The 21,691-nt window shown below is 69.4% G+C and carries 26 protein-coding genes; 4 read left to right on the top strand and 22 right to left on the bottom strand.

Going from position 1 to position 21,691, the window contains the following annotated elements; translation table 11 throughout:
• Window positions 1-10: 10 nt before the first annotated feature.
• The 3 genes from RNL97_RS20225 to RNL97_RS20215 all read right to left on the bottom strand — a co-directional run bounded on the left by RNL97_RS20225 (window position 11) and on the right by RNL97_RS20215 (window position 3,184).
• Window positions 11-1,378 carry a M14 family metallopeptidase gene (locus RNL97_RS20225; protein WP_030577994.1) on the bottom strand — a complete coding sequence of 456 codons (1,368 nt, stop codon included), beginning with the start codon at window positions 1,376-1,378 and terminating at the stop codon, window positions 11-13.
• A 175-nt stretch (window positions 1,379-1,553) separates the two neighbouring features.
• A complete protein-coding gene (locus tag RNL97_RS20220; protein WP_030577998.1) occupies window positions 1,554-2,828 on the bottom strand; it encodes an RNA polymerase sigma factor in 1,275 nt (424 codons plus the stop codon).
• Between the two features lie 5 nt (window positions 2,829-2,833).
• The gene (locus RNL97_RS20215; RefSeq protein ID WP_313751013.1) at window positions 2,834-3,184 is read right to left on the bottom strand and encodes a YciI family protein; all 351 of its coding nucleotides are present in this window, start codon (window positions 3,182-3,184) and stop codon (window positions 2,834-2,836) included.
• Between the two features lie 384 nt (window positions 3,185-3,568).
• Here RNL97_RS20215 and RNL97_RS20210 point away from each other — a divergent pair, with 384 nt between their 5' ends.
• The 3 genes from RNL97_RS20210 to RNL97_RS20200 all read left to right on the top strand — a co-directional run bounded on the left by RNL97_RS20210 (window position 3,569) and on the right by RNL97_RS20200 (window position 6,093).
• Window positions 3,569-3,967 carry a VOC family protein gene (locus RNL97_RS20210; RefSeq protein ID WP_030578003.1) on the top strand — a complete coding sequence of 133 codons (399 nt, stop codon included), beginning with the start codon at window positions 3,569-3,571 and terminating at the stop codon, window positions 3,965-3,967.
• Between the two features lie 137 nt (window positions 3,968-4,104).
• Window positions 4,105-5,100: a type I pantothenate kinase gene (gene coaA, locus RNL97_RS20205; protein WP_010058763.1), complete on the top strand. Its 996-nt coding sequence runs from the start codon at window positions 4,105-4,107 to the stop codon at window positions 5,098-5,100.
• A gap of 27 nt (window positions 5,101-5,127) precedes the next feature.
• Window positions 5,128-6,093: a DUF389 domain-containing protein gene (locus tag RNL97_RS20200; RefSeq protein ID WP_030578006.1), complete on the top strand. Its 966-nt coding sequence runs from the start codon at window positions 5,128-5,130 to the stop codon at window positions 6,091-6,093.
• 78 nt (window positions 6,094-6,171) lie between these two features.
• Here RNL97_RS20200 and glmM read toward each other — a convergent pair whose 3' ends face one another.
• The 4 genes from glmM to RNL97_RS20180 all read right to left on the bottom strand — a co-directional run bounded on the left by glmM (window position 6,172) and on the right by RNL97_RS20180 (window position 10,684).
• A complete protein-coding gene (glmM, locus tag RNL97_RS20195) occupies window positions 6,172-7,530 on the bottom strand; it encodes a phosphoglucosamine mutase (protein WP_030578009.1) in 1,359 nt (452 codons plus the stop codon).
• Window positions 7,531-7,775: 245 nt separating this feature from the next.
• Window positions 7,776-8,303 (bottom strand): 30S ribosomal protein S9, encoded by a 528-nt coding sequence (gene rpsI / locus RNL97_RS20190; protein ID WP_010058767.1) that lies wholly within the window; start codon window positions 8,301-8,303, stop codon window positions 7,776-7,778.
• 44 nt (window positions 8,304-8,347) lie between these two features.
• Window positions 8,348-8,791, bottom strand: a complete 444-nt coding sequence (rplM, locus tag RNL97_RS20185) for a 50S ribosomal protein L13 (RefSeq protein WP_030578013.1) — start codon at window positions 8,789-8,791, stop codon at window positions 8,348-8,350.
• 273 nt (window positions 8,792-9,064) lie between these two features.
• On the bottom strand, window positions 9,065-10,684 hold the full coding sequence (locus RNL97_RS20180) for an ABC-F family ATP-binding cassette domain-containing protein (protein WP_030578016.1): 1,620 nt from the start codon (window positions 10,682-10,684) through the stop codon (window positions 9,065-9,067).
• A 67-nt stretch (window positions 10,685-10,751) separates the two neighbouring features.
• Here RNL97_RS20180 and RNL97_RS20175 point away from each other — a divergent pair, with 67 nt between their 5' ends.
• Complete coding sequence (locus tag RNL97_RS20175; protein ID WP_030578020.1) at window positions 10,752-11,603, top strand: hypothetical protein; 852 nt, start codon at window positions 10,752-10,754, stop codon at window positions 11,601-11,603.
• Between the two features lie 45 nt (window positions 11,604-11,648).
• On the opposite strand, the gene truA is transcribed toward RNL97_RS20175, so the two are convergent.
• The 15 genes from truA to rplF form a co-directional block, all read right to left on the bottom strand.
• Window positions 11,649-12,503, bottom strand: coding sequence for a tRNA pseudouridine(38-40) synthase TruA (gene truA / locus RNL97_RS20170; protein WP_313751012.1), 855 nt, complete (start codon window positions 12,501-12,503; stop codon window positions 11,649-11,651).
• Window positions 12,504-12,592: 89 nt separating this feature from the next.
• A complete protein-coding gene (rplQ, locus tag RNL97_RS20165; RefSeq protein ID WP_030578028.1) occupies window positions 12,593-13,096 on the bottom strand; it encodes a 50S ribosomal protein L17 in 504 nt (167 codons plus the stop codon).
• Between the two features lie 211 nt (window positions 13,097-13,307).
• Window positions 13,308-14,330 (bottom strand): DNA-directed RNA polymerase subunit alpha, encoded by a 1,023-nt coding sequence (locus RNL97_RS20160; RefSeq protein WP_003966937.1) that lies wholly within the window; start codon window positions 14,328-14,330, stop codon window positions 13,308-13,310.
• A 137-nt stretch (window positions 14,331-14,467) separates the two neighbouring features.
• Window positions 14,468-14,872 carry a 30S ribosomal protein S11 gene (rpsK, locus tag RNL97_RS20155; RefSeq protein ID WP_003956432.1) on the bottom strand — a complete coding sequence of 135 codons (405 nt, stop codon included), beginning with the start codon at window positions 14,870-14,872 and terminating at the stop codon, window positions 14,468-14,470.
• A 105-nt stretch (window positions 14,873-14,977) separates the two neighbouring features.
• On the bottom strand, window positions 14,978-15,358 hold the full coding sequence (gene rpsM, locus RNL97_RS20150) for a 30S ribosomal protein S13 (protein WP_006126897.1): 381 nt from the start codon (window positions 15,356-15,358) through the stop codon (window positions 14,978-14,980).
• Window positions 15,359-15,552: 194 nt separating this feature from the next.
• On the bottom strand, window positions 15,553-15,666 hold the full coding sequence (rpmJ, locus tag RNL97_RS20145) for a 50S ribosomal protein L36 (protein ID WP_003956441.1): 114 nt from the start codon (window positions 15,664-15,666) through the stop codon (window positions 15,553-15,555).
• 59 nt (window positions 15,667-15,725) lie between these two features.
• Entirely contained in the window at window positions 15,726-15,947 is a 222-nt protein-coding gene (infA, locus tag RNL97_RS20140) for a translation initiation factor IF-1 (protein ID WP_003956442.1), read from the bottom strand.
• A gap of 182 nt (window positions 15,948-16,129) precedes the next feature.
• Window positions 16,130-16,966: a type I methionyl aminopeptidase gene (gene map, locus RNL97_RS20135; protein ID WP_030578029.1), complete on the bottom strand. Its 837-nt coding sequence runs from the start codon at window positions 16,964-16,966 to the stop codon at window positions 16,130-16,132.
• Between the two features lie 131 nt (window positions 16,967-17,097).
• Window positions 17,098-17,757, bottom strand: a complete 660-nt coding sequence (locus tag RNL97_RS20130; RefSeq protein ID WP_313751011.1) for an adenylate kinase — start codon at window positions 17,755-17,757, stop codon at window positions 17,098-17,100.
• Window positions 17,757-19,070, bottom strand: a complete 1,314-nt coding sequence (gene secY / locus RNL97_RS20125) for a preprotein translocase subunit SecY (RefSeq protein WP_030578033.1) — start codon at window positions 19,068-19,070, stop codon at window positions 17,757-17,759. The genes RNL97_RS20130 and secY overlap by 1 nt, the downstream gene beginning before the upstream one ends.
• Window positions 19,071-19,463: 393 nt before the next feature.
• The gene (gene rplO / locus RNL97_RS20120) at window positions 19,464-19,919 is read right to left on the bottom strand and encodes a 50S ribosomal protein L15 (RefSeq protein ID WP_003966942.1); all 456 of its coding nucleotides are present in this window, start codon (window positions 19,917-19,919) and stop codon (window positions 19,464-19,466) included.
• Window position 19,920: 1 nt separating this feature from the next.
• The gene (rpmD, locus tag RNL97_RS20115) at window positions 19,921-20,103 is read right to left on the bottom strand and encodes a 50S ribosomal protein L30 (protein WP_006126892.1); all 183 of its coding nucleotides are present in this window, start codon (window positions 20,101-20,103) and stop codon (window positions 19,921-19,923) included.
• Complete coding sequence (gene rpsE / locus RNL97_RS20110; protein WP_010058791.1) at window positions 20,103-20,708, bottom strand: 30S ribosomal protein S5; 606 nt, start codon at window positions 20,706-20,708, stop codon at window positions 20,103-20,105. The genes rpmD and rpsE overlap by 1 nt, the downstream gene beginning before the upstream one ends.
• Window positions 20,709-20,755: 47 nt before the next feature.
• Window positions 20,756-21,139, bottom strand: coding sequence for a 50S ribosomal protein L18 (gene rplR / locus RNL97_RS20105; protein ID WP_030578036.1), 384 nt, complete (start codon window positions 21,137-21,139; stop codon window positions 20,756-20,758).
• A gap of 2 nt (window positions 21,140-21,141) precedes the next feature.
• Window positions 21,142-21,681, bottom strand: coding sequence for a 50S ribosomal protein L6 (gene rplF / locus RNL97_RS20100; RefSeq protein WP_003966946.1), 540 nt, complete (start codon window positions 21,679-21,681; stop codon window positions 21,142-21,144).
• Window positions 21,682-21,691 lie beyond the last annotated feature (10 nt).

Below are 21,691 nucleotides of genomic sequence, written 5' to 3'. Positions count from 1 at the left end.
CCTCACGGGTCTAGGAGCAGTACTGCGCCTCCTTGCCGATCGACCGGTACATGCAGTCCGCGTTCTCGATCAGTTGCAGGACCGCGTCCCGGTTGCGGGAGGTCTCGCGCTCGATGACCTCGTCGGGCGGGTAGAAGCCGCCGCCCGAGGCCGAGCGCGGGTACATCTCGAAGGTGTAGCCGAAGATCTTCTGCGAGCCCCACAGCCAGTCGTCGATCGACCCGTCGGTGATGTACAGGTCGCTGGACTGCTCGGCGGTGTAGCCGTTGCTCGCCGCCATCTTCTGGCCGACGGCCGCGAACGCGTTGCGGTCGTCGGCGGTCATGCCGGGGGCGGTGTCGTTGTACGTGTAGCCGAAGGGCCATAGCACCAGTTCGCTGTACGTGTGGAAGTCGATGGCCGCCGTGATCTGCTGCTTCCCGCCGACCACCCGGCTGCGCACGAAGTCCGCCACGACCTTCGTCTCGGGCGCGGACTCGGCCGCCCGGCCGCGGTAGGTGTCCGATGACGGGCTGGAGGAGGAACCGCCGCAGCAGCCCCACTTGTAGGCCCAGTTGCGGTTGAGGTCGGTGCCGATCGCGCTGGAGCCGGAGTTGGGCTGCCGGTTCTTGCGCCAGCTGCGGTACGAGCCGGAGGCGATGTCGTACTCCCCGCCGTCCGGGTTCATGTCCGGCACGATCCACAGCTCACGGCCGTTGACCGCCTGCGTGATCCGGGAGTCGGTGCCGTAGCCGGCGGCGAACTCGCGGAGCAGGTAGAGCGACATCTCGACGGTCAGGTGCTCACGGGCGTGCTGGTGGGCGGTGAACAGGACCTCGGGTTCGGCCTCGTCGGCGCCGACGTTGTCGCTGACCTTGACCGCGATGACGTCCCGGCCCTGGTACGTCTTGCCGATGACCCGCTTGCTCATGATCGACGGGTTCGCGGCGATACGGGCGTCGATCGCCGCCGTCATCTCGGCGTAGTTGTGGTAGCGGGAGTCGGCGGGCGGGAAGTCCTGGACCCCGACGCCGTCCGCCGCGTGCGCGTGGGCGCCGGGCGCGGGCAGGGCCTCCAGGGTGTGGCCGCGCGCCCGGAGCTTCCTGGCCTGGGCGGCGTCCGCGGTGATCACGATGCCGTGGTCGTGCACCTCGTCGATCGAGACGCCCGCGCGGGCGATGTCGGTACGGGCGGCGGGGGTGGTGCGCCCGGCGATCTCGTACTGGAGCACCCGCTCGTCGGCGGCGACGGCCGCGTTCGGGGCGGAGGGTTCGGCGGTGGCCACGGCGGTCGCGGGGGCCGCGAGGCCGAGGGCGAGCAGAACGGCTAGGGCGGCGTTGCGGCGGGTCCTCGTCGGCCGGGTTCTCGGCCGGGAGGTCCCTGGGGTGACAAGTCGCATGCTGTCATCTCCTGGGTCCGTCGGGGTGGGGGGGTGGAGCTGTGCGACGGGCACAGGATGGAGCCATGTCATGAGCGGGTCAAGAATGGGATTCCGGCCATCGCGCCCGTTTCGACCGAACGGACACGACGGGAGAACGGCGCGGGGAGACGGGGAGGCCCGGGGCGCGCCCCTCCTACTCCCCCAGCCTCCGCCGCAGCGCCGCCCGCTCCGGCTCGGTGCCCGCCGCCTCCAGCGCCTCCCGGTACGCCGCCGCCGCCTCCCCCTCCCGCCCCAGCCGGGTCAGCAGATCCCCCCGGGCCACCGCGTACGGCGGGTACCCGCGCAGCCTCGGCTCCCCCGCCAACGCGTCCAGGAGCGCGAGCCCGGCCCCCGGCCCGTCCCGCATCGCCACCGCCACGGCGCGGTTCACCGCCACCACGGGGGACGGCGTGAGGGCGAGCAGCACGTCGTACAGGGCCACGATCTGGGCCCAGTCCGTGGACTCCACGTCCGCCGCCTCGTCGTGCAGGGCGGCGATGGCCGCCTGCACCCCGTAGGGCCCGGCCGGTCCGCCGGTCAGCGCCTGGACCACCAGGTCACGGCCCTCCTCGATCATCGGCCGGTCCCAGCGCCCCCGGTCCTGCTCCTCCAGGAGCACCGGCTCGCCCTCCGGGCCCGTCCGCGCGTCGCGCCGGGCGTGGACGAGGAGCAGCAGCGCGAGGAGCCCGGCGGCCTCCCGCTCGGCGGGCAGCAGCCGGTGCAGTATCCGGGCGAGGCGGACCGCCTCCTCCGCCAGGTCGAGCCGCTGGAGACGGGGGCCGGAGCTGGCCGCGTACCCCTCCGTGAACACCGAGTAGACGACCTGGAGCACCCCCGGCAGCCGCTCCGGCAGTTCGTCGGGGCCGGGCACCCGGAACGGGATCCGGGCCTCGCGGATCTTCTTCTTCGCGCGCACGATGCGCTGGGCCATGGTCGCCGTCGGTACGAGGAAGGCGCGGGCCACCTCCGGTGTGGTGAGGCCGGCGAGGCAGCGCAGGGTGAGGGCGGCGCGGTCCTCGGCGGCGAGGGCCGGGTGGGTGCAGGTGAAGAACAGCTGGAGCCGGTCGTCCGGCAGTTCACCGAGCCCGGCGCCCGAGGCGGATCCCGCGTCCGCGGCGGGGGCCGGCTCCGCCCGTTCCGCGTCGGCCCGGAGGACGGCGAGCCGGGCCGCGTACGCCTGGTCGCGCCGCAGCCGGTCCACGGCCCTGCGCCGCGCGGTCGTCAGCAGCCAGGCCCCGGGGCGGGCGGGAACGCCCTCGACGGGCCAGTGCCGCAGGGCCGCCTCGACCGCCTCGGACGTCACCTCCTCGGCCAGGTCGAGGTCCCCGAACCGGCGGACGAGGGAGGCGAGCAGCAGCCCGCGCTCCTCCCGGAACACCGCTTCGACGGCGACCCTGGCCTCACCCGCCGAGGCGTCCTCGCCCGCCACCGCTCTCAGGCCCCGAAGTCCGCGACCGGCCGGACGACGACCGCGCCGCCGTCGCGCGAGCCGGGACAGCGCGCGGCCCAGTCGAGGGCGGCGTCGAGGTCGGGCACGTCGATCACGAGGAACCCGCCCAGCAGCTCCCTGGTCTCGGCGAACGGCCCGTCCGTCACGGTCCGCTCCCCCGTCCGCGAGACCCGCACGGTGGTCGCGGTCACCAGGTCGGCCAGCGACTCCCCGGAGACGTGGATGCCGGCGTCGCGTACGGCCTTGTCGTAGGCCATCCAGTCCTCGACGGTGCACTCGGGCGCACCGCCCTGCTCGTCTACGGCCCCGCTGTGGATCAGCAGCATGTACTTCATGATCGGCTCCTGTCGCCTGTGTGGTCCCAGCCCTCGGGGCTGGCTTACACCATGACGACGAACGGGACCCGGCCCGATCGACACACACGACGGAAAAAGATCCTGTGGTCGATCCGGCCTGGCCCCACTCGCTCCCTCTTTCCTGGATTCACGCGCCCAGTCCCAGCCACTCCGCACCGCCCGCACCCGAACGGGCCTCTCCACACGACCCCCGCTCCCGCCTCGCCGGATCGCGATCACGATCCGGTGAGCGCGACCTCGGCCCGGACCGTCTTGCGGGGCGCCCCGGGCGGGCCCGGGCGGCTCGCACCGCATCCTTGAGCCCAAGGACGGAAAGACCGTCGAGAGACTGCTGGGAGAGACATGAGCGCCACAGACCTGACCATGTCCGTACCGCCTGTCGTCCGCATCAAGGACTTCGACCACCTCGTCCTCAACGTCGGCGACGTCGAGCGGGCCCTTGAGTTCTACTGCGGACCGCTCGGCCTGGAGCCGGTCCGCGTGGAGGAGTGGCGGGCGGGGAAGGTGCCGTTCCCTTCGGTACGGGTCAGCCCGACGACGATCATCGACCTGCTCGACCGTCCGCGCGGCGAGTCGAACGTCGACCACATCTGCCTCGTCGTCGAGCCGCTCGACTGGCAGAAGGTCATCGACTCGGGAGTCTTCACGGTGAAGGAGGGCCCGGTCCCCCGCTTCGGCGCCCGGGGCTCGGCCACCTCGGTCTACGTACTCGACCCGGACGGCAACACGGTCGAGCTGCGCTGGTACCCCCAGGACGCGTGAGAACGGGGCCGGGCCCGCACGGGCCCGGGCCCGGTCCCCGCTCCCCACGCCCACGGCCGCCGCCGGGCGCCCCCGCCCCACCACCCACGTGACCGACCCCACCCCCCACTCCGTTGAAACTCCCGCAACAATGAAGGGTGATCACTTCGCCCGCACGGAGCCCTCAGCGTCGAACCGAGCATGCGCCGACCCCGTACGTCGACCTCTCGCGCGACGAGTGGAGCGCGCTGCGGGACAAGACGCCGCTGCCGCTGACCGCCGACGAGGTGGAGCGGCTGCGGGGGCTCGGGGACGTCATCGACCTGGACGAGGTGCGGGACGTCTATCTGCCGCTCTCCCGGCTGCTCAACCTGTACGTCCAGGCCACGTCCGGGCTGCGCGGCGCGCTGAACACCTTCCTCGGGGACGCCGGGAACGGGCACGGGGCGCAACGCGGGACCCCGTTCGTCATAGGGGTCGCGGGCAGTGTCGCCGTCGGCAAGTCCACCAGCGCCCGTATCCTCCAGGCGCTCCTGGCCCGCTGGCCCGAGCACCCGAGGGTCGAGCTGGTCACCACGGACGGGTTCCTGCTGCCGATGAAGGAGCTCCAGGCACGCGGGCTGACCTCGCGCAAAGGGTTCCCGGAGTCCTACGACCGGCGGGCGCTGACCCGGTTCGTCGCGGACATCAAGGCCGGCAAGGACGAGGTGACCGCACCCGTCTACTCGCACCTGATCTACGACATCGTCCCCGGCGAGCGGCTCACCGTGCGCCGCCCCGACATCCTCATCGTCGAGGGCCTCAACGTCCTCCAGCCCGCCCTGCCCGGCAGCGACGGCCGGACCAGGGTCGGGCTCGCCGACTACTTCGACTTCAGCGTGTACGTGGACGCGCGCGCCGAGGACATCGAGACCTGGTACCTGAACCGCTTCCGCAAGCTGCGCGCCACGGCGTTCCAGGACCCGTCCTCGTACTTCCGCAAGTACACCCAGGTCTCCGAGGAGGAGGCGCTGGACTACGCGCGCACCATGTGGCGGACCATCAACAAGCCGAATCTCCTGGAGAACGTCGCTCCGACACGCGGCCGTGCCACCCTGGTGCTCCGCAAGGGTCCGGACCACAAGGTCCAGAAGCTGTCCCTGCGCAAGCTCTGACTCTTCAGCCCGGGAGGGGCGTGCCGCGTGCTGCACCTGCGTCTGATCGTGCCCGCCGACACCACGGACGAGGTCGTCGCCCTGCTGGGCTCCACCGTCGGCACCGCCCACCTCGTGGTCCTGCCGAGCGCCGCCCGCTCCCCCGCCGGTGACGTGGTGATGTGCGACGTGGCGCGCGAGGCCGGCGACGAGCTGATCGGAGCGCTCCGCCGGCTCGGCATCGACAGGACCGGGGCGATCAGCCTCGAAAACCTCGACCTCACCCTCTCCGAGCACGCCGACAAGGCCGAGCACGAGGCCCCGGGCGACAGCGCCGACGCGGTGCTGTGGGAGGAGTTGACGGAGGCGACGCACGAGGAGTCGACCTTCTCCGTCACCTACGTCTCCTTTCTCGCCCTCGCCACCATGCTCGCCGCCTGCGGCGTGATGCTCGACAACGCGGTGCTGATCGTGGGCGCGATGGCGGTCGGCCCGGAGTTCGGGCCGCTGGCCGGGATCTCCACGGCCATCGTGCAGCGCGCCCCGCGCCTGGTCGCGCGCTCGCTGGTGGCGCTGATCGGCGGCTTCGCGCTGGCGGTGATCGTCACGGCCGGTTTCGCCTGGCTGATGGACGCGTTCGGTCTGTTCACCCACGACATGATCGACAAGCCCCGGCCGAACACCGGCTTCATCTGGCACCCGGACTGGATGTCGTTCGTCGTGGCGTTCCTGGCGGGCATCGCCGGGACCCTCTCCCTCACCTCGGCGAAGTCCGGAGCCCTGATCGGCGTGGCGATCTCCGTGACGACGGTCCCGGCCGCCGCCAACGCGGCCGTCGCGTTCAGCTACTCCGACTACCAGCAGACGGTCGGCTCGGGCCAGCAGCTCCTCGCCAACCTCGGCGGAATCGTCCTGGCCGGCACGCTGACGCTGCTGCTCCAGAAGGGCCTGTGGAAGATCCGGCGGATGCGCAAGCCTTCGGCGAGCGTTCCCGGCGCTTCCGTACGTTCCTGAGCGCCGCCCCCGCCGGGCGCGAGGAAGCCCCCCGGCGCGGGCCGCACCGGGGGGCTTCACATCGCGTACGCGCGTGGCTCACCCAAGCGCGGACTTCACCACATCCGCCAGCCGGCCGGCGACGGCGCGCGCCTGCTCGATGTCGGCGGCCTCGACCATGACCCGCACCAGCGGCTCCGTACCCGACTGGCGCAGCAGCACGCGCCCGCTCTCGCCGAGCTCGGCCTCCGCCTCGGCGATCGCCGCCGCCAGCTCGGGCGAGGTGTTCACCCGGGTCTTGTCGACGTCGGGGACGTTGATGAGGACCTGGGGCAGACGCTGCATGACCCCGGCCAGCTCGGCGAGGCTCCGGCCGGTGGCGGCGACGCGGGCGGCCAGCATCAGGCCGGTCAGTGTGCCGTCGCCGGTCGTGGCGTGGTCCAGGGCGATGACGTGCCCGGACTGCTCGCCGCCCAGAGCGAAGCCCTCGGCCTTCATCGACTCCAGGACGTACCGGTCGCCGACCGCCGTCTGGACGAGCCGGATGCCCTCGCGCTCCATGGCCAGTTTGAAGCCGAGGTTCGACATGACCGTGCCGACCACGGTGTCCTTGCGCAGCTGCCCGGCCTCCCGCATGGCGAGGGCCAGCACGGCGAGGATCTGGTCGCCGTCGACCTCCTCGCCCGCCGCGTCCACGGCCAGGCAGCGGTCGGCGTCGCCGTCGTGCGCGATGCCGAGGTCGGCCCCGTGCTCGACGACGGCGGCACGCAGCAGCTCCAGATGGGTGGAGCCGCAGCCGTCGTTGATGTTGAGGCCGTCCGGGTCGGCCCCGATGGTGACGACCTCGGCTCCGGCCCGTGCGAACGCGGCGGGGGAGACCCGGGCGGCGGCGCCGTGCGCCTCGTCCAGGACGACCTTCAGGCCGTCGAGCCGGTTGGGGAGGACACCGACGAGGTGGGCGACGTACCGGTCGAAGCCCTCCGCGTAATCGCTGACCCGGCCGACGCCTGCGCCGGTCGGGCGGTCCCACGGCTCACCGGTGCGGTGCTGCTCGTAGACCTTCTCGATCCGGTCCTCCAGCTCGTCGGCGAGCTTGTGGCCGCCGCGGGCGAAGAACTTGATGCCGTTGTCGGGCATCGCGTTGTGGCTGGCGGAGAGCATCACTCCGAGGTCGGCGTCGAGCACGCCGGTGAGGTGGGCGACCGCGGGCGTCGGCAGCACGCCGACACGCAGCACGTCCACCCCGGCGCTGGCCAGGCCCGCCACGACGGCGGCCTCCAGGAACTCTCCGGATGCCCGCGGGTCACGTCCCACCACGGCGGTCGGGCGATGGCCCGCGAAGGTGCCTGCCTCGGCGAGTACGTGCGCCGCCGCGACCGAGAGACCGAGCGCCAGCTCGGCCGTCAGGTCGGCATTGGCGACACCTCGTACTCCGTCCGTACCGAAGAGTCGTCCCACTGGTGTCCTCCGAAGTGCTCCGAAATCACAAACCACTACTGCACAGCAAACGAAAACTGAGAAAACAAGCGACTAAAGCGACGAAAAGCCACAAAAGGGCACGTCGGGTGGCATCGCTCAGGCCTGGTGCGTCCGGGCCGATGAACGTCTCATGCCGTTATACGCCCGCGAGCGTCGATAAACGAACGCCCCGGCAAGCACGGAGTGTGCCGCCGGGGCGAACGTGACAGTCGAGCAGGCGATGTTTAGCGCTTGCTGTACTGCGGGGCCTTACGGGCCTTCTTGAGACCGGCCTTCTTGCGCTCGACCGCACGGTCGTCGCGGGAGAGGAAGCCGGCCTTCTTCAGCGTGGCGCGGTTGTTGTCCACGTCCGCCTCGTTCAGCGCGCGGGCCACGCCGAGGCGCAGGGCGCCGGCCTGACCGGAGACGCCGCCACCCGAGATGCGGGCGATGACGTCGTAGCGGCCGTCGAGCTCGAGCACCTTGAAGGGCTCGTTGACTTCCTGCTGGTGCACCTTGTTGGGGAAGTAGTCCTCAAGGGTGCGACCGTTGATCTTCCACTTGCCGGTGCCCGGAACGATCCGGACGCGGGCGATGGCGTTCTTACGACGGCCCAGGCCGGCGGCGGGCTGCGGGTCACCGAAGCGGCCCGCGAGGGACTCGCTGGTGTACTCGCCCTCGACGGGAACCTCGGACTCGAAGGTGGTCACCTCGGCGAAGGTCTCCTCGCCCTCGGTGCCCTCGACGGGGTTCTCAACAGTGGTCTCGGCCACGATTCTCCTCAGATCTTTCTGTACGTCTTAGGGGGTGGCCGGAACTACTGCGCGACCTGGGTGATCTCGAACGGGACCGGCTGCTGAGCAGCGTGCGGGTGCTGGTCGCCCGCGTAGACCTTCAGCTTCGAGAGCACCTGACGGCCCAGGGTGTTCTTGGGGATCATGCCCTTGATGGCCTTCTCGACGGCCTTCTCCGGGCTCTTCGCCAGCAGCTCGTCGTAGCGCACCGAACGGAGACCGCCCGGGAAGCCCGAGTGGCGGTACGCCATCTTCTGGGTCTTCTTGTTGCCGGACAGGTGCACCTTGTCGGCGTTGATGATGATGACGAAGTCGCCCATGTCCATGTGGGGGGCGTAGATCGCCTTGTGCTTGCCGCGGAGGAGGTTGGCAGCCGTGGTGGCCAGACGGCCCAGGACGACGTCCTGAGCGTCAATGATGTGCCACTGGCGAGTGACATCGCCGGGCTTGGGGCTGTACGTACGCACTTCGTAGCCTTCGCTTCTTCAGTGGATGAGGTCCAGACACATGGCACCCCTGAAGCGATCATGCAGCTGGGGCTCACAATGCCGGGACGATGCGCCCGTATGCGAGCCACTGGTAACTGCTCCAGAGAACCTACGTAAGGGCCCTGAGCGCCACGGGGGCGCGGCCGATACGCATAACAAAGGGGAAGCCTACCGTCGACCCCCCACAGGGGTCAAAACGCCCCCGGTGCGCGAAGGCGCGGGGCCTCCGGGGGCAGCGCCCCCGGAGGCCGCTCACCGCTTCCGCTCGACCCTCCGCTCGTCCCACACCGGCTCCGCCGTCTCCCGGACGACCCCGTCCGACCCGAACACCAGATACCGGTCGAACGACTTCGCGAACCACCGGTCGTGCGTCACGGCCATCACCGTCCCGTCGTACACCTCCAGCCCGTCCTGCAGCGCCTCCGCCGACTCCAGGTCCAGGTTGTCCGTCGGCTCGTCCAGCAGCAGCGCCGTCGTGCCCGCCAGCTCCAGCAGCAGGATCTGGAACCGCGCCTGCTGCCCGCCGGACAGCTTCTCGAACGCCTGGTCCCCCTGCCGCTCCAGCTCGTACCGCCGCAGCACCCCCATCGCCCCGCCCCGGTCCTTGGCGTGCTCGGACCAGAGGATCTCGACCAGCGTCTTCCCCAGCAGCTCCGGATGCGCGTGCGTCTGCGCGAAGTGCCCGGGTACGACCCGCGCCCCCAGCTTCCACTCCCCCGTGTGCGCCACCGGCTCCCCCGCCAGCAGCCGCAGGAAGTGCGACTTGCCGGACCCGTTGGAGCCGAGGACCGCCACACGCTCCCCGTAGAAGATCTCCAGGTCGAACGGCTTCATCAGCCCGGTCAGCTCCAGGCCCTTGCAGGTCACCGCCCGCACCCCGGTCCGGCCGCCGCGCAGCCGCATCTTGATGTCCTGCTCGCGCGGCGGCTCCGGCGGCGGCCCGGCCTCCTCGAACTTCTTGAAGCGGGTCTGCATCGCGTGGTAGCGGTTCGCCATGTCGGGGCTGTTCGCCGCCTGCTGCCGCATCCGCAGGACGAGCGCCTTCAGCCGGGCGTGCTCCTCCTGCCAGCGCCGCAGCAGCTCCTCGAAGCGCGCGAACCGCTCCTTGCGCGCGTCGTGGTAGGTGGCGAACCCCCCGCCGTGCACCCACACGTCGCTGCCCGCCGGACTCGGCTCGACGCTGACGATCTTCTCGGCGGCCCGGGACAGCAACTCCCGGTCGTGGGAGACGAAGAGGACCGTCTTACGGGTCTCCTTCAGCTTCTCCTCCAGCCACCGCTTCCCCGGCACGTCCAGGTAGTTGTCCGGCTCGTCCAGCAGCAGGACCTCGTCGGGCCCGCGCAACAGCGCCTCCAGGACCAGGCGCTTCTGCTCGCCGCCGCTGAGCGTGCGCACCTCGCGCCACTGCGCCTTCTCGTACGGGACGCCCAGCGCGGCCATCGTGCACATGTCCCAGACCGTCTCGGCCTCGTACCCGCGCGCCTCCGCCCAGTCGCTCAGCGCCTGCGCGTACGCCATCTGCGCGGCCTCGTCGTCGACGGTGAGGATGCGTTCCTCGGCCGCGTCGACGGCCTTCGCGGCCTCCCTGATCCGGGGCTGGGCCACGGACACCAGCAGGTCCCGTACGGTCCGCTCGTCCCGCACCGACCCCACGAACTGCGGCATCACCCCGAGCCCGCCGCTCACCGACACCGTGCCGCCGTGCGGCTGGAGCTCACCGGCGAGCAGCCGCAGCAAGGTCGTCTTGCCCGCCCCGTTCGCCCCGACGAGCGCGACGACGGCTCCGTCGGCCACCCGAAACGAGGCGTCGCCGAGCAGCACCCGCCCGTCCGGAAGGTAGTACTCAAGGTGGCCCGCTTCGAGATGTCCCATACCGAGCATTGTCACGGTCCGCGAACTCCTGGCCCAACCGGTTTACCTCACCCCCTAAACTGCGCGCATGAGCTTTGGGCAAGGGGGGGCCTCCTGGGGGCCCGGGGGTGACGGGACACCGGACTGGGCGGCGCTGGCGGATCAGTCCGCCGCGCGGGCCCGCCGCAAGAGGCTGCTGATGATCGGCGGCGGGGCGCTGGCCACCGTCGCGGTCGGCGCGATCGTGACCACCGCCGTGGTCACATCGAACGGCGGCAACGCCGGCAAGGGCGACAAGAACGCCGGCCGGCTCCCCGCCCCCGCCGACCTCCCCGAGGACACCTCCGCGCCCGCGCCCTCCTTCTCCTCGGTCGCACCGCCGCCCCCGCCGGACCCCAAGGACTACATATCCAGCGCCGACAAGGACAAGGCCCCGGTCACCGTCGAGGGGTTCTTCCCCGGCAAGAGGCTCACCATGGGCGACCGCGTCCACCTCAAGGGCGCGACGAGCAGCTCCGCGAAGTGCGCGACGGGCACGCAGGGCGCCCTCGGCTCCGTCCTCACGAACAACGGCTGCAAGCAGCTCATCCGGGCCACCTACCGCAAGGACGGGGTGGCCGTCACGGTCGGCGTCGCCGTCTTCGACACGGAGGCCCGCGCGAAGAAGGCCGTGGACCAGGCGTCGGGCGGTCTCGCCTCGCTCAGCGGCGGAGGCGTCAACACCTTCTGCCGGGGCGGCACGGTCTGCCTGCGCACCTCCAACTCCTACGGCCGCTACGCCTACTTCACCATCGGCGGCTTCCTTGACGGCAGGCGGGTCACCACCGCCGACGAGAACGTCTACGCGGTCAACAAGGACCTGACGAACTTCACCTTCCGTCAGATCCACCGCCGAGGCCAGATCCAGGCCTCGCAGGCCGCCGCCGCCCCCAACGGCTGACCCGAAACCGGCCGCTCCCCCGAACGGACGCCCGGGGATCCGGGATCAACAGCAGCCCGCCCCCGGCAACGTCCGTACGTTCCGGGCCTCTTCGGCCCGCGCCGCCAGCAAGTCGTCCGCCGGGTAGGCCACTTCCTCCAGCGTCAGCCCGTGCGGGCGCACCACGTGCACCCCGGGGTCGCGCACCTTCGCGGCCAGCACCTCGGCGGGCCAGGAGGCGGGCCGCCGCCCGTCGCCGACGAACAGCGCCGCCCCGATCAGCGCCCGCACCATGTTGTGGCAGAACGCGTCCGCCTGCACGGTCGCGGTGAGGACCCCGGACTCCGGATCCCGTAGCCAACTCAGCTTCTGGAGCGTACGGATGGTCGTCGCACCCTCGCGCTTCTTGCAGTACGCGGCGAAGTCGTGCTCCCCCACCATCAGCGTGGCCGCCTCGTTCATCGCGTCCACGTCCAACGGCCGGTCGTGCCACAGCACATGACCGCGCGTCAGCGGATCGACCCCGCCGGGCCGGTCGCCGACGCGGTAGGCGTACCGCCGCCACAGCGCGGAGAAGCGGGCGTTGAACCCTGCCGGGGCAGGGGCCGCGCGCCAGATCCGTACGTCCAGCGGCAGCCGGCCCGCCAGCCGCCTCAGCAGCTTCTCCTCGTGCTCCGCCCAGACCGCCTCCGGCAGGTCCACATGGGCCACCTGGCCGCGCGCGTGCACCCCGGCGTCCGTGCGGCCCGCCACCGTCAGGTCGTACGTCACCGCCGAGCGGGTCACGGTCCGCAGCGCGTCCTCGATCTCGCCCTGCACCGTGCGCCGGCTGGTCTGCTTCGCCCAGCCGGAGAAGTCCCTGCCGTCATAGGACAGGTCCAGTCGTACCCGTACGAAACCGGGCTCGGCCTCGTCACTCACCGCGTCTCCCTCTCCACACCCTGGTCAGCGAAACGGGCCCGCACCGCCCCGAAGGGTGATGCGGGCCCGTCCCGTGGTCGCCAGAACGCTCAGGCGTCCTTGGACTCCGCGTCGTCGGCCGGCTTGGCGTCCTCGACGGACTCGGCCGCGGGGGCCTCGTCCTTCTTGAGGGCGTCTTCCTTGACCGCACGCTTCGTGGCGGCCTCGGCCTCACCGGTGGCCTGCTGGGCCACGGTCAGCGCCTCGACCAGCTCGATGACCGCCATCGGGGCGTTGTCGCCGCGACGGTTGCCGATCTTGGTGATACGGGTGTAACCACCGGGGCGGTTCTCGTACCGGGGAGCGATCTCGGTGAAGAGCGTGTGGACGACGCTCTTGTCCGTGATCGTCTGGAGCACCAGGCGACGGTTGTGGATGTCGCCCTTCTTCGCCTTGGTGACGAGGCGCTCGGCGACGGGGCGCAGGCGGCGGGCCTTGGCCTCGGTCGTCGTGATGCGGCCGTGCTCGAACAGCGACTTCGCCAGGTTGGCGAGGAGCAGACGCTCGTGCGCGGCGCTGCCGCCCAGACGGGCACCCTTGGCGGGACGCGGCATGGTGATTCTCCTTGTGTGCTGCACCGGCCGTATCAGGTACCGGTGTCAGTTCCCGCGAGGCGGTCGCCTCACGGAAGTCTTCGGCGCGAGCCAGAATCAGCCCGCCCGACGTTCGCCGGACATCAGCCGAAATCAAGCCCGTCCGGCGATCGAGGACAGAGCCTCAGCCCGGCACGGGCGCCCAGAACACCGGGCGCCCCCGCCGGGGTGATCAGTACTGCTCGGTCTCCACGAAACCGGCGTCCGCGTCGTCGTCGGCGCCGAAGGCGTCGGCGGCGGCGGTCGGGTCGAAGCCGGGAGGCGAGTCCTTCAGCGCGAGGCCCATACCGGCCAGCTTCGCCTTGACCTCGTCGATCGACTTCGCACCGAAGTTGCGGATGTCGAGCAGGTCCGCCTCGGAACGGGCCACGAGCTCACCCACGGAGTGGATGCCCTCGCGCTTGAGGCAGTTGTACGAACGGACCGTGAGCTCCAGCTCCTCGATCGGCAGAGCCAGATCGGCGGCGAGAGCGGCGTCCGTCGGGGACGGGCCCATGTCGATGCCCTCGGCGTCGATGTTGAGCTCGCGCGCCAGACCGAACAGCTCGACCAGGGTCTTGCCGGCCGACGCCATGGCGTCACGGGGACGCATGGCCTGCTTGGTCTCGACGTCGACGATCAGCTTGTCGAAGTCGGTGCGCTGCTCGACACGGGTCGCCTCGACCTTGTACGTGACCTTGAGCACCGGCGAGTAGATGGAGTCGACCGGGATACGGCCGATCTCCTGGCCGACCTGCTTGTTCTGGACGGCGGAGACGTAGCCGCGACCGCGCTCGACGGTCAGCTCCATCTCCAGCTTGCCCTTGCCGTTGAGCGTGGCGAGAACGAGGTCGGGGTTGTGCACCTCGACACCGGCCGGGGGCGCGATGTCGGCGGCGGTGACCAGACCCGGGCCCTGCTTGCGCAGGTACATCACGACCGGCTCGTCGTGCTCCGAGGAGACGACCAGCTGCTTGATGTTGAGGATGAGGTCGGTGACGTCCTCCTTGACGCCCGGCACGGTGGTGAACTCGTGCAGGACACCGTCGATCCGGATGCTGGTGACAGCGGCACCGGGGATCGAGGAGAGGAGCGTGCGGCGGAGGGAGTTGCCGAGGGTGTAACCGAAGCCCGGCTCCAGCGGCTCGATCACGAACCTGGAGCGGAACTCGTCGACGACCTCTTCGGTCAGCGACGGACGCTGAGCGATAAGCATGCGGTGGTCCTTCGGTCGTGGGCACCCACTATTTGATGCCCGACAGATGTAACAAGGGTACGGGCGGTACGCCCCGTAAGAGGCGTACCGCCCGGACCCGGCGCTACTGACGCACGGCCGTCACCGGCCGTAGCGGGTCAGACGCGACGACGCTTCGGCGGACGGCAGCCGTTGTGCGGCGTCGGGGTGACGTCCTGGATCGAACCGACCTCCAGGCCGGTGGCCTGGAGCGAGCGGATCGCGGTCTCACGGCCGGAGCCGGGACCCTTGACGAAGACGTCGACCTTGCGCATGCCGTGCTCCTGCGCGCGGCGGGCGGCCGACTCGGCGGCCATCTGCGCGGCGAAGGGGGTGGACTTGCGCGAGCCCTTGAAGCCGACGTGGCCGGCGGAGGCCCAGGAGATCACGTTGCCCGAAGGGTCCGTGATCGAGACGATGGTGTTGTTGAACGTGCTCTTGATGTGCGCGTGGCCGTGAGCGACGTTCTTCTTTTCCTTGCGACGCACCTTCTTGGCTGCGCCCTGACGACCCTTGGGGGGCATGTCTTGACTCCAGATGGAGAGGGGAGGTGATCGGTCCTACAGCGAAGACCGCTGGTTGCTGCGGGTTCCGGGGATACCGGAGGTCCGCAGTGCGTCCGCTGAGGACTACTTCTTGCCCGGCTTCTTCTTACCGGCGATGGCGCGACGCGGGCCCTTGCGGGTACGCGCGTTCGTGCTGGTGCGCTGACCGTGGACGGGCAGGCCACGACGGTGGCGGATGCCCTGGTAGCAGCCGATCTCGACCTTGCGGCGGATGTTCGCCTGGACCTCGCGGCGGAGGTCACCCTCGGTGCGGAGGTTGGCGTCCACGTGCTCGCGGATCTTGACGAGGTCTTCCTCGGCCAGGTCGCGAACGCGGGTGTTCGGGTTCACGCCGGTCGCGGCGAGGATCTCCTTGGACCGGGTGCGCCCGATACCGAAGACGTAGGTGAGGGCAACCTCCACGCGCTTTTCGCGCGGGATGTCAACACCTGAAACGCGTGCCATTCAATGGCTCCAGTTGTTAGATCGGGGGTCTTCCGCAGTTCCACTCCCGACCGCCGACCGCTCACGAGGAGCAGTGGTACGTCCGGGTCCCCGGCCCCCGCCGGAGGTGTCGTCAGCCGTGGCTTGGACGGGTACTGCGTATGTACGTATTACGTGCGTCGCGCGAAGAACTGCGAGATGCAGGCGGTCGTGCGTCAGCCCTGGCGCTGCTTGTGGCGCAGGTTGTCGCAGATGACCATGACCCGACCGTGACGGCGGATCACCTTGCACTTGTCGCAGATCTTCTTGACGCTCGGCTTGACCTTCATGGGATGTCAGGTTCTCCGGGTCAGTGCCATCACCCGCCGAAACGGGGTGCGGGCAAGATCTACTTGTAGCGGTAGACGATCCGGCCACGCGTCAGGTCGTACGGAGAGAGCTCCACCACAACCCGGTCATCGGGGAGGATACGGATGTAGTGCATCCGCATCTTGCCGCTGATGTGCGCCAGGACCTTGTGACCGTTCTGGAGCTCCACCTTGAACATTGCGTTCGGGAGGGACTCGATCACGGTGCCCTCAATCTCGATGGCACCTTGCTTCTTGGCCACGCTTCGCCTTTCGAATCGGCTACCTTGATCGGCTCCCGCCATCCCGTGTTCGCCATGCGATTGCATGTGGACACACGGATGCACCAGAGCCGACGAGTCAGTCTACGTCAGCGGACCCCAAAAGACGAATCCGTCAAGTTTGCCCAGCCGGGGTGATCCTTAGACCTCCCGGAGGAATCGCATCACCCGAGCGGGTCGGGAGCGGCCTCGATGCCGTACTGCGCGAGCTTCGCCCTGCCGCAGTCCGGGGCGGTCAGGACCAGCGGGCCCTGCTCGGTCAGCGCGATGGAGTGCTCCCAGTGCGAGGACCAGGTGCCGTCCGTCGTGATGACCGTCCAGTCGTCGGCGAGGGTCTCCGTCCGCGCCGTGCCCAGCGAGACCATGGGCTCGATCGCCAGGCAGACGCCGGGGACCAGCTTGATGCCCTTGCCGCGCTTGCGGGAGACGTAGTTCAGCAGATGGGGGTCCATGTGCATCTCGGTGCCGATGCCGTGGCCGCCGAAGTCCTCGATGATCCCGTACTTCCCCGTCGCCGGGCGGGGCTGGCGGCGGATGTAGGTCTCGATGGCCCGGGAGATGTCGACGAGCCGGTTGTTCACCTTCATCGCGGCGATCCCGGCCCACATCGACTCCTCGGTCACCCGGGAAAGCTCGACCAGCTCCGGAGCGTGACCGGTTCCCACGAAGGCGGTGTACGCCGCGTCACCGTGCCAGCCGTCCACGATCGCGCCGGCGTCGATCGAGATGATGTCGCCGTCCTTCAGGACCGTCTTCTCGTCCGGGATGCCGTGGACGACGACCTCGTTGACCGAGGTGCAGATGGTCGCGGGGAACCCGCCGTACCCGAGGAAGTTCGACTTCGCGCCGTGGTCGGCGATCACCTTGCGGGCGACCTGGTCCAGGTCGTGCGTGGTGGCCCCGGGGACGGCCGCCTCACGGGTGGCGGCGTGAATGGCAGCGACCACCAGGCCCGCCTCGCGCATCTTCGCGATCTGCTCGGGGGTCTTGATCTGCACCATTGCTCGGCGCCTCTCTGCATCGACGGTGACGGGTACGGCTCGGCGTGTTCAACGATACGGGGGCAAGCAGTCGGCCGCGGCGCCCAGAGGCGCCGCGGCCGGCTTGCACAGCGGGTGGTACGGGGTGACGCTCAGCGCTCGTCGGAGGGCTTCAGCGCGTCCATGGCGCGGGCGGTCACGTCCGCGACCTTGCCGAGCGCGGAGATGGTCACCACGAGGCCCTGGGCCCGGTAGTAGTCGATGATCGGCTCGGTCTGCGTGTGGTAGACCTCCAGCCGGGTGCGGACCGTCTCCTCGGTGTCGTCGTCCCGCTGGTACAGCTCGCCCCCGCAGACGTCGCAGACGCCCTCGGTCTTCGGCGGGTTGTACGTCAGGTGGAAGACGTGCGCACTGTCCTTGCGGCAGACACGGCGGCCCGCGATCCGCTTCACGACCTCGTCCTCGGGGACCTCCAGGTCGAGGACCGCGTCGAGCTTCACGCCCTCGTCCTTGAGCATCACGTCAAGGGCTTCGGCCTGGCCCACGTTCCGCGGGAAGCCGTCCAGCAGGAAGCCGTTCACGGCGTCCGGCTGGGACATGCGGTCCTTGGCCATCCCGATGGTGACCTCGTCCGGCACCAGCTGCCCTGCTTCCATGTAGGCGCGGGCCTGCTTGCCGAGGTCGGTCCCCTGACTGATGTTGGCGCGGAAGAGGTCGCCCGTGGCGATGTGCGGAATCGAGAGGTTGTGGGCAAGGTACGCAGCCTGCGTTCCCTTGCCGGCACCCGGAGGCCCGACGAGGACGATGCGCATCAGCGGAGGAACCCTTCGTAATTGCGCTGCTGGAGCTGACTCTCGATCTGCTTCACGGTTTCCAGACCCACACCCACGATGATGAGGATGCTCGTCCCGCCGAACGGGAAGTTCGCGTTCGCACCGCCGAAGCCCGCCAACGCCATCGTTGGCACAAGAGCGATCAGGGCCAGGTACAGCGAGCCTGGCCAAGTGATCCTGTTGAGCACGTAGCTCAGGTATTCGGCGGTCGGACGACCTGCGCGGATACCCGGGATGAAGCCACCATACTTCTTCATGTTGTCGGCGACCTCGTCGGGGTTGAACGAGATGGCCACGTAGAAGAACGCGAAGAAGACGATCAGCAGGAAGTACGCCACCATGTAGTACGGCTCGTTCTGCTCCACGAAGTTGTCCGTGATCCAGGTCGCCCAGCCCGCCTTGGAGTTGGAGAACTGGACGATCAAGGCCGGAATGTAGAGCAGCGACGACGCGAAGATGACGGGAATCACACCGGCCTGGTTCACCTTCAGCGGGATGTACGTGGACGTACCGCCGTAGGAACGCCGTCCGATCATGCGCTTCGCGTACTGCACCGGGATGCGGCGCTGGGCCTGCTCGACGAAGACGACGAGGCCGACCATCACGAAGCCGATGAGGATGACGGTGCCGAACTCGATCCAGCCCTCGGCCAGCTTGCCGCTCTCCTTGATGGCCCACAGGGCGCCGGGGAACGTGGCGGCGATCGAGATGAACATGAGGATCGACATCCCGTTGCCGATGCCGCGGTCGGTGATCAGCTCACCGAGCCACATGACGGCGGCCGTACCGGCGGTCATCGTGATGACCATGATGACCGTCGTGAAGACCGACTTGTCCGCGACGATCTGGTCGCCCACGGTGCAGTTCTGGAAGAGCGCGCCGCTACGGGCGGTGGCGACGAGGCCGGTGCCCTGGAGGACGGCCAGCGCGACCGTCAGATAACGCGTGTACTGCGTGATCTTCGCCGTGCCGGACTGCCCCTCCTTCTTCAGGGCTTCCAGGCGCGGGATCACGACGGTCAGCAGCTGCAGAATGATGCTGGCCGTGATGTACGGCATGATGCCGAGCGCGAAGATGGTGATCTGCAGCAGGGCGCCACCGCTGAACATCTGCATCAGACCGAGGAGACCACCCGAGTCGGCCTGGTCGATGCACTGCTGCACCTTCGTGTAGTCGACGCCGGGGGCCGGGATGTGCGCCCCGAGCCGGTAGATCACGATGATGCCGAGCGTGAAGAGCAGCTTCTTGCGCAGGTCGGGCGTCTTGAACGCTCGGGCGAACGCGGTGAACACGGTGCCTCCTGCGACCCCCGCGCTATGCGTCAGAGGCGACGGGTCTGGATGGGACTGGATGGGATCGGATACAAGGCAGCCCTACATCGTAAGGAGGCCACAAAAGATTAACGGCGCTACCCTACCCGGCCCGGGACTGAGCAGGAAACACGCACCGCACACCGGTGCGCGGCCCGTCTCCCCGGCCCGCGCCGCGAAAGACCGGCCAAGCCACACCATTTGGGACGTGAACGCCCCTCCGCTCCACCACCGCCGGTGCGGTGGACACCCGTTCAACCTTTCCCGAGCCTTTACGGTTCCCGTATACCGTACCGAAACGGTTCCGGGCACGAAAAAAGCCCGGCCGGCCACCTCCGAGGAGGCAGCCGGCCGGGCTCAGTTCTGTCCCGCGGCTCAGACGAGCTCGGTGACCGTACCGCCGGCGGCGGTGATCTTCTCCTTGGCGGAGCCGGAGACGGCGTCAACCGAAACCTGCAGCGCCACGGAGATCTCGCCCTGTCCGAGGACCTTGACGAGGTGGTTGTTGCGCACGGCACCCTTGGCGACCAGGTCGGCCACCGTGACCTCTCCACCCTCGGGGTAGAGCGTCGCGAGCTTGTCCAGGTTCACGACCTGGTACTCCGTGCGGAACGGGTTCTTGAAGCCCTTGAGCTTCGGGAGACGCATGTGGAGGGGCATCTGGCCACCCTCGAAGCGCTCCGGAACCTGGTAACGGGCCTTCGTACCCTTGGTACCACGGCCTGCGGTCTTACCCTTGGACGCCTCACCACGACCCACACGGGTCTTGGCGGTCTTGGCGCCCGGGGCAGGCCGGAGGTTGTGGGCCTTCAGCGGGCTGTTCTCCGCCATGTCAGTCAACCTCCTCAACCGTCACGAGGTGGCGGACGGTCTGCACCATTCCGCGGAACTCGGGGCGGTCCTCCTTGACAACCGAGTCGTTCAGACGCTTGAGCCCGAGCGAACGCAGGGTGTCGCGGTGGTTCTGCTTGCTGCCGATGTACGACTTCGTCTGCGTGATCTTGAGGCGAGCCATTACGCACCCGCTCCCGCACGCGCACGAAGCAGAGCCGCGGGGGCGACGTCCTCGAGGGGCAGACCGCGGCGGGCCGCGATCTCCTCGGGACGCTGCAGGCCCTTCAGGGCCTCCACGGTCGCGTGCACAATGTTGATCGCGTTGGACGAGCCAAGCGACTTCGACAGGATGTCGTGAACGCCGGCGCACTCGAGCACGGCACGCACCGGGCCACCGGCGATAACACCGGTACCGGGGGAAGCCGGCTTGAGCAGGACGACGCCCGCTGCCTTCTCGCCCGTGATCGGGTGAGGGATGGTGCCCTGGATGCGGGGGACCTTGAAGAAGTTCTTCTTGGCCTCTTCGACACCCTTGGCGATGGCCGCGGGAACTTCCTTGGCCTTGCCGTATCCGACACCGACCGTGCCGTCACCGTCGCCCACCACGACCAGCGCGGTAAAGCTGAAGCGACGACCACCCTTCACAACCTTGGCGACGCGGTTGATCGCGACGACGCGCTCGACGTACGCGGTCTTCTCGGCGGCGCTGGCGCCACCGTCACGGCCCTTCCGGTCCCGCCGCTCGCCGCCACCGGCACCGCTGCCGCGGCGCTGGGGTCCAGCCATGGGAATTACCTCTCTCTGTTACGTCCGCTGTGCGTAGGAACCGGGGCTTAGAACTTCAGCCCGGCTTCACGGGCGGCGTCAGCCAGAGCGGCAATCCGCCCGGCGTACTGGTTACCACCGCGGTCAAACACGACGGCCTCGACGCCTGCAGCCTTGGCACGCTCGGCGACCAGGGCGCCGACCTGCTTGGCCTGGGCGCTCTTGTCGCCCTCGCCACCACGGATCGAGGTGTCCAGGGTCGACGCCGACGCGAGCGTGTGGCCCGCGATGTCGTCGATGACCTGGGCCACGATGTGGCGGTTGGAACGCGTCACTACCAGACGGGGCCGCTCCGCGGAACCCGACAGGTGCTTGCGGACGCGGATGTGGCGCCGCTTGCGAGCAGCGCGCTTGTACGCGTCGCCCTTGGCGATCTTCACACCGTATGCCATGGCTACTTACCAGCCTTTCCGACCTTGCGGCGGATGACCTCGCCCGCGTACTTGACGCCCTTGGCCTTGTACGGGTCGGGCTTCCGCAGCTTGCGGATGTTGGCGGCCACTTCGCCGACCTTCTGCTTGTCGATGCCCTCGACGCTGAGCTTCGTGGGCGACTCGACCTTGAAGGTGATGCCTTCCGGTGCCTCGATGAGGATCGGGTGGCTGTAGCCCAGGGCGAACTCCAGGTTGGAGCCCTTCGCCTGGACGCGGTAACCGACACCGCTGATCTCGAGCGCCTTGGAGTAACCCGCGGTCACGCCGGTGATCATGTTCGCCACCAGCGTGCGGGACAGGCCGTGGAGGGCCTTGTTCTGACGCTCGTCGTTCGGGCGGGTGACGTTCAGAACGCCGTCCTCACCCTTGGAGACCTCGATCGGCGCGGCGACGGTGTGCGTGAGGGAGCCCTTGGGGCCCTTCACCGCGACCGTACGGCCATCGATGGTGACGTCCACACCGGCGGGAACCTGGATGGGGAGCTTGCCGATTCGCGACATGAGCTTTCCT

Origin of the sequence: Streptomyces parvus (assembly GCF_032121415.1) — a bacterium.
In the GTDB taxonomy this organism is placed as follows: domain Bacteria; phylum Actinomycetota; class Actinomycetes; order Streptomycetales; family Streptomycetaceae; genus Streptomyces; species Streptomyces globisporus_A.
This window is presented reverse-complemented; position numbering and strand designations above follow the sequence as displayed.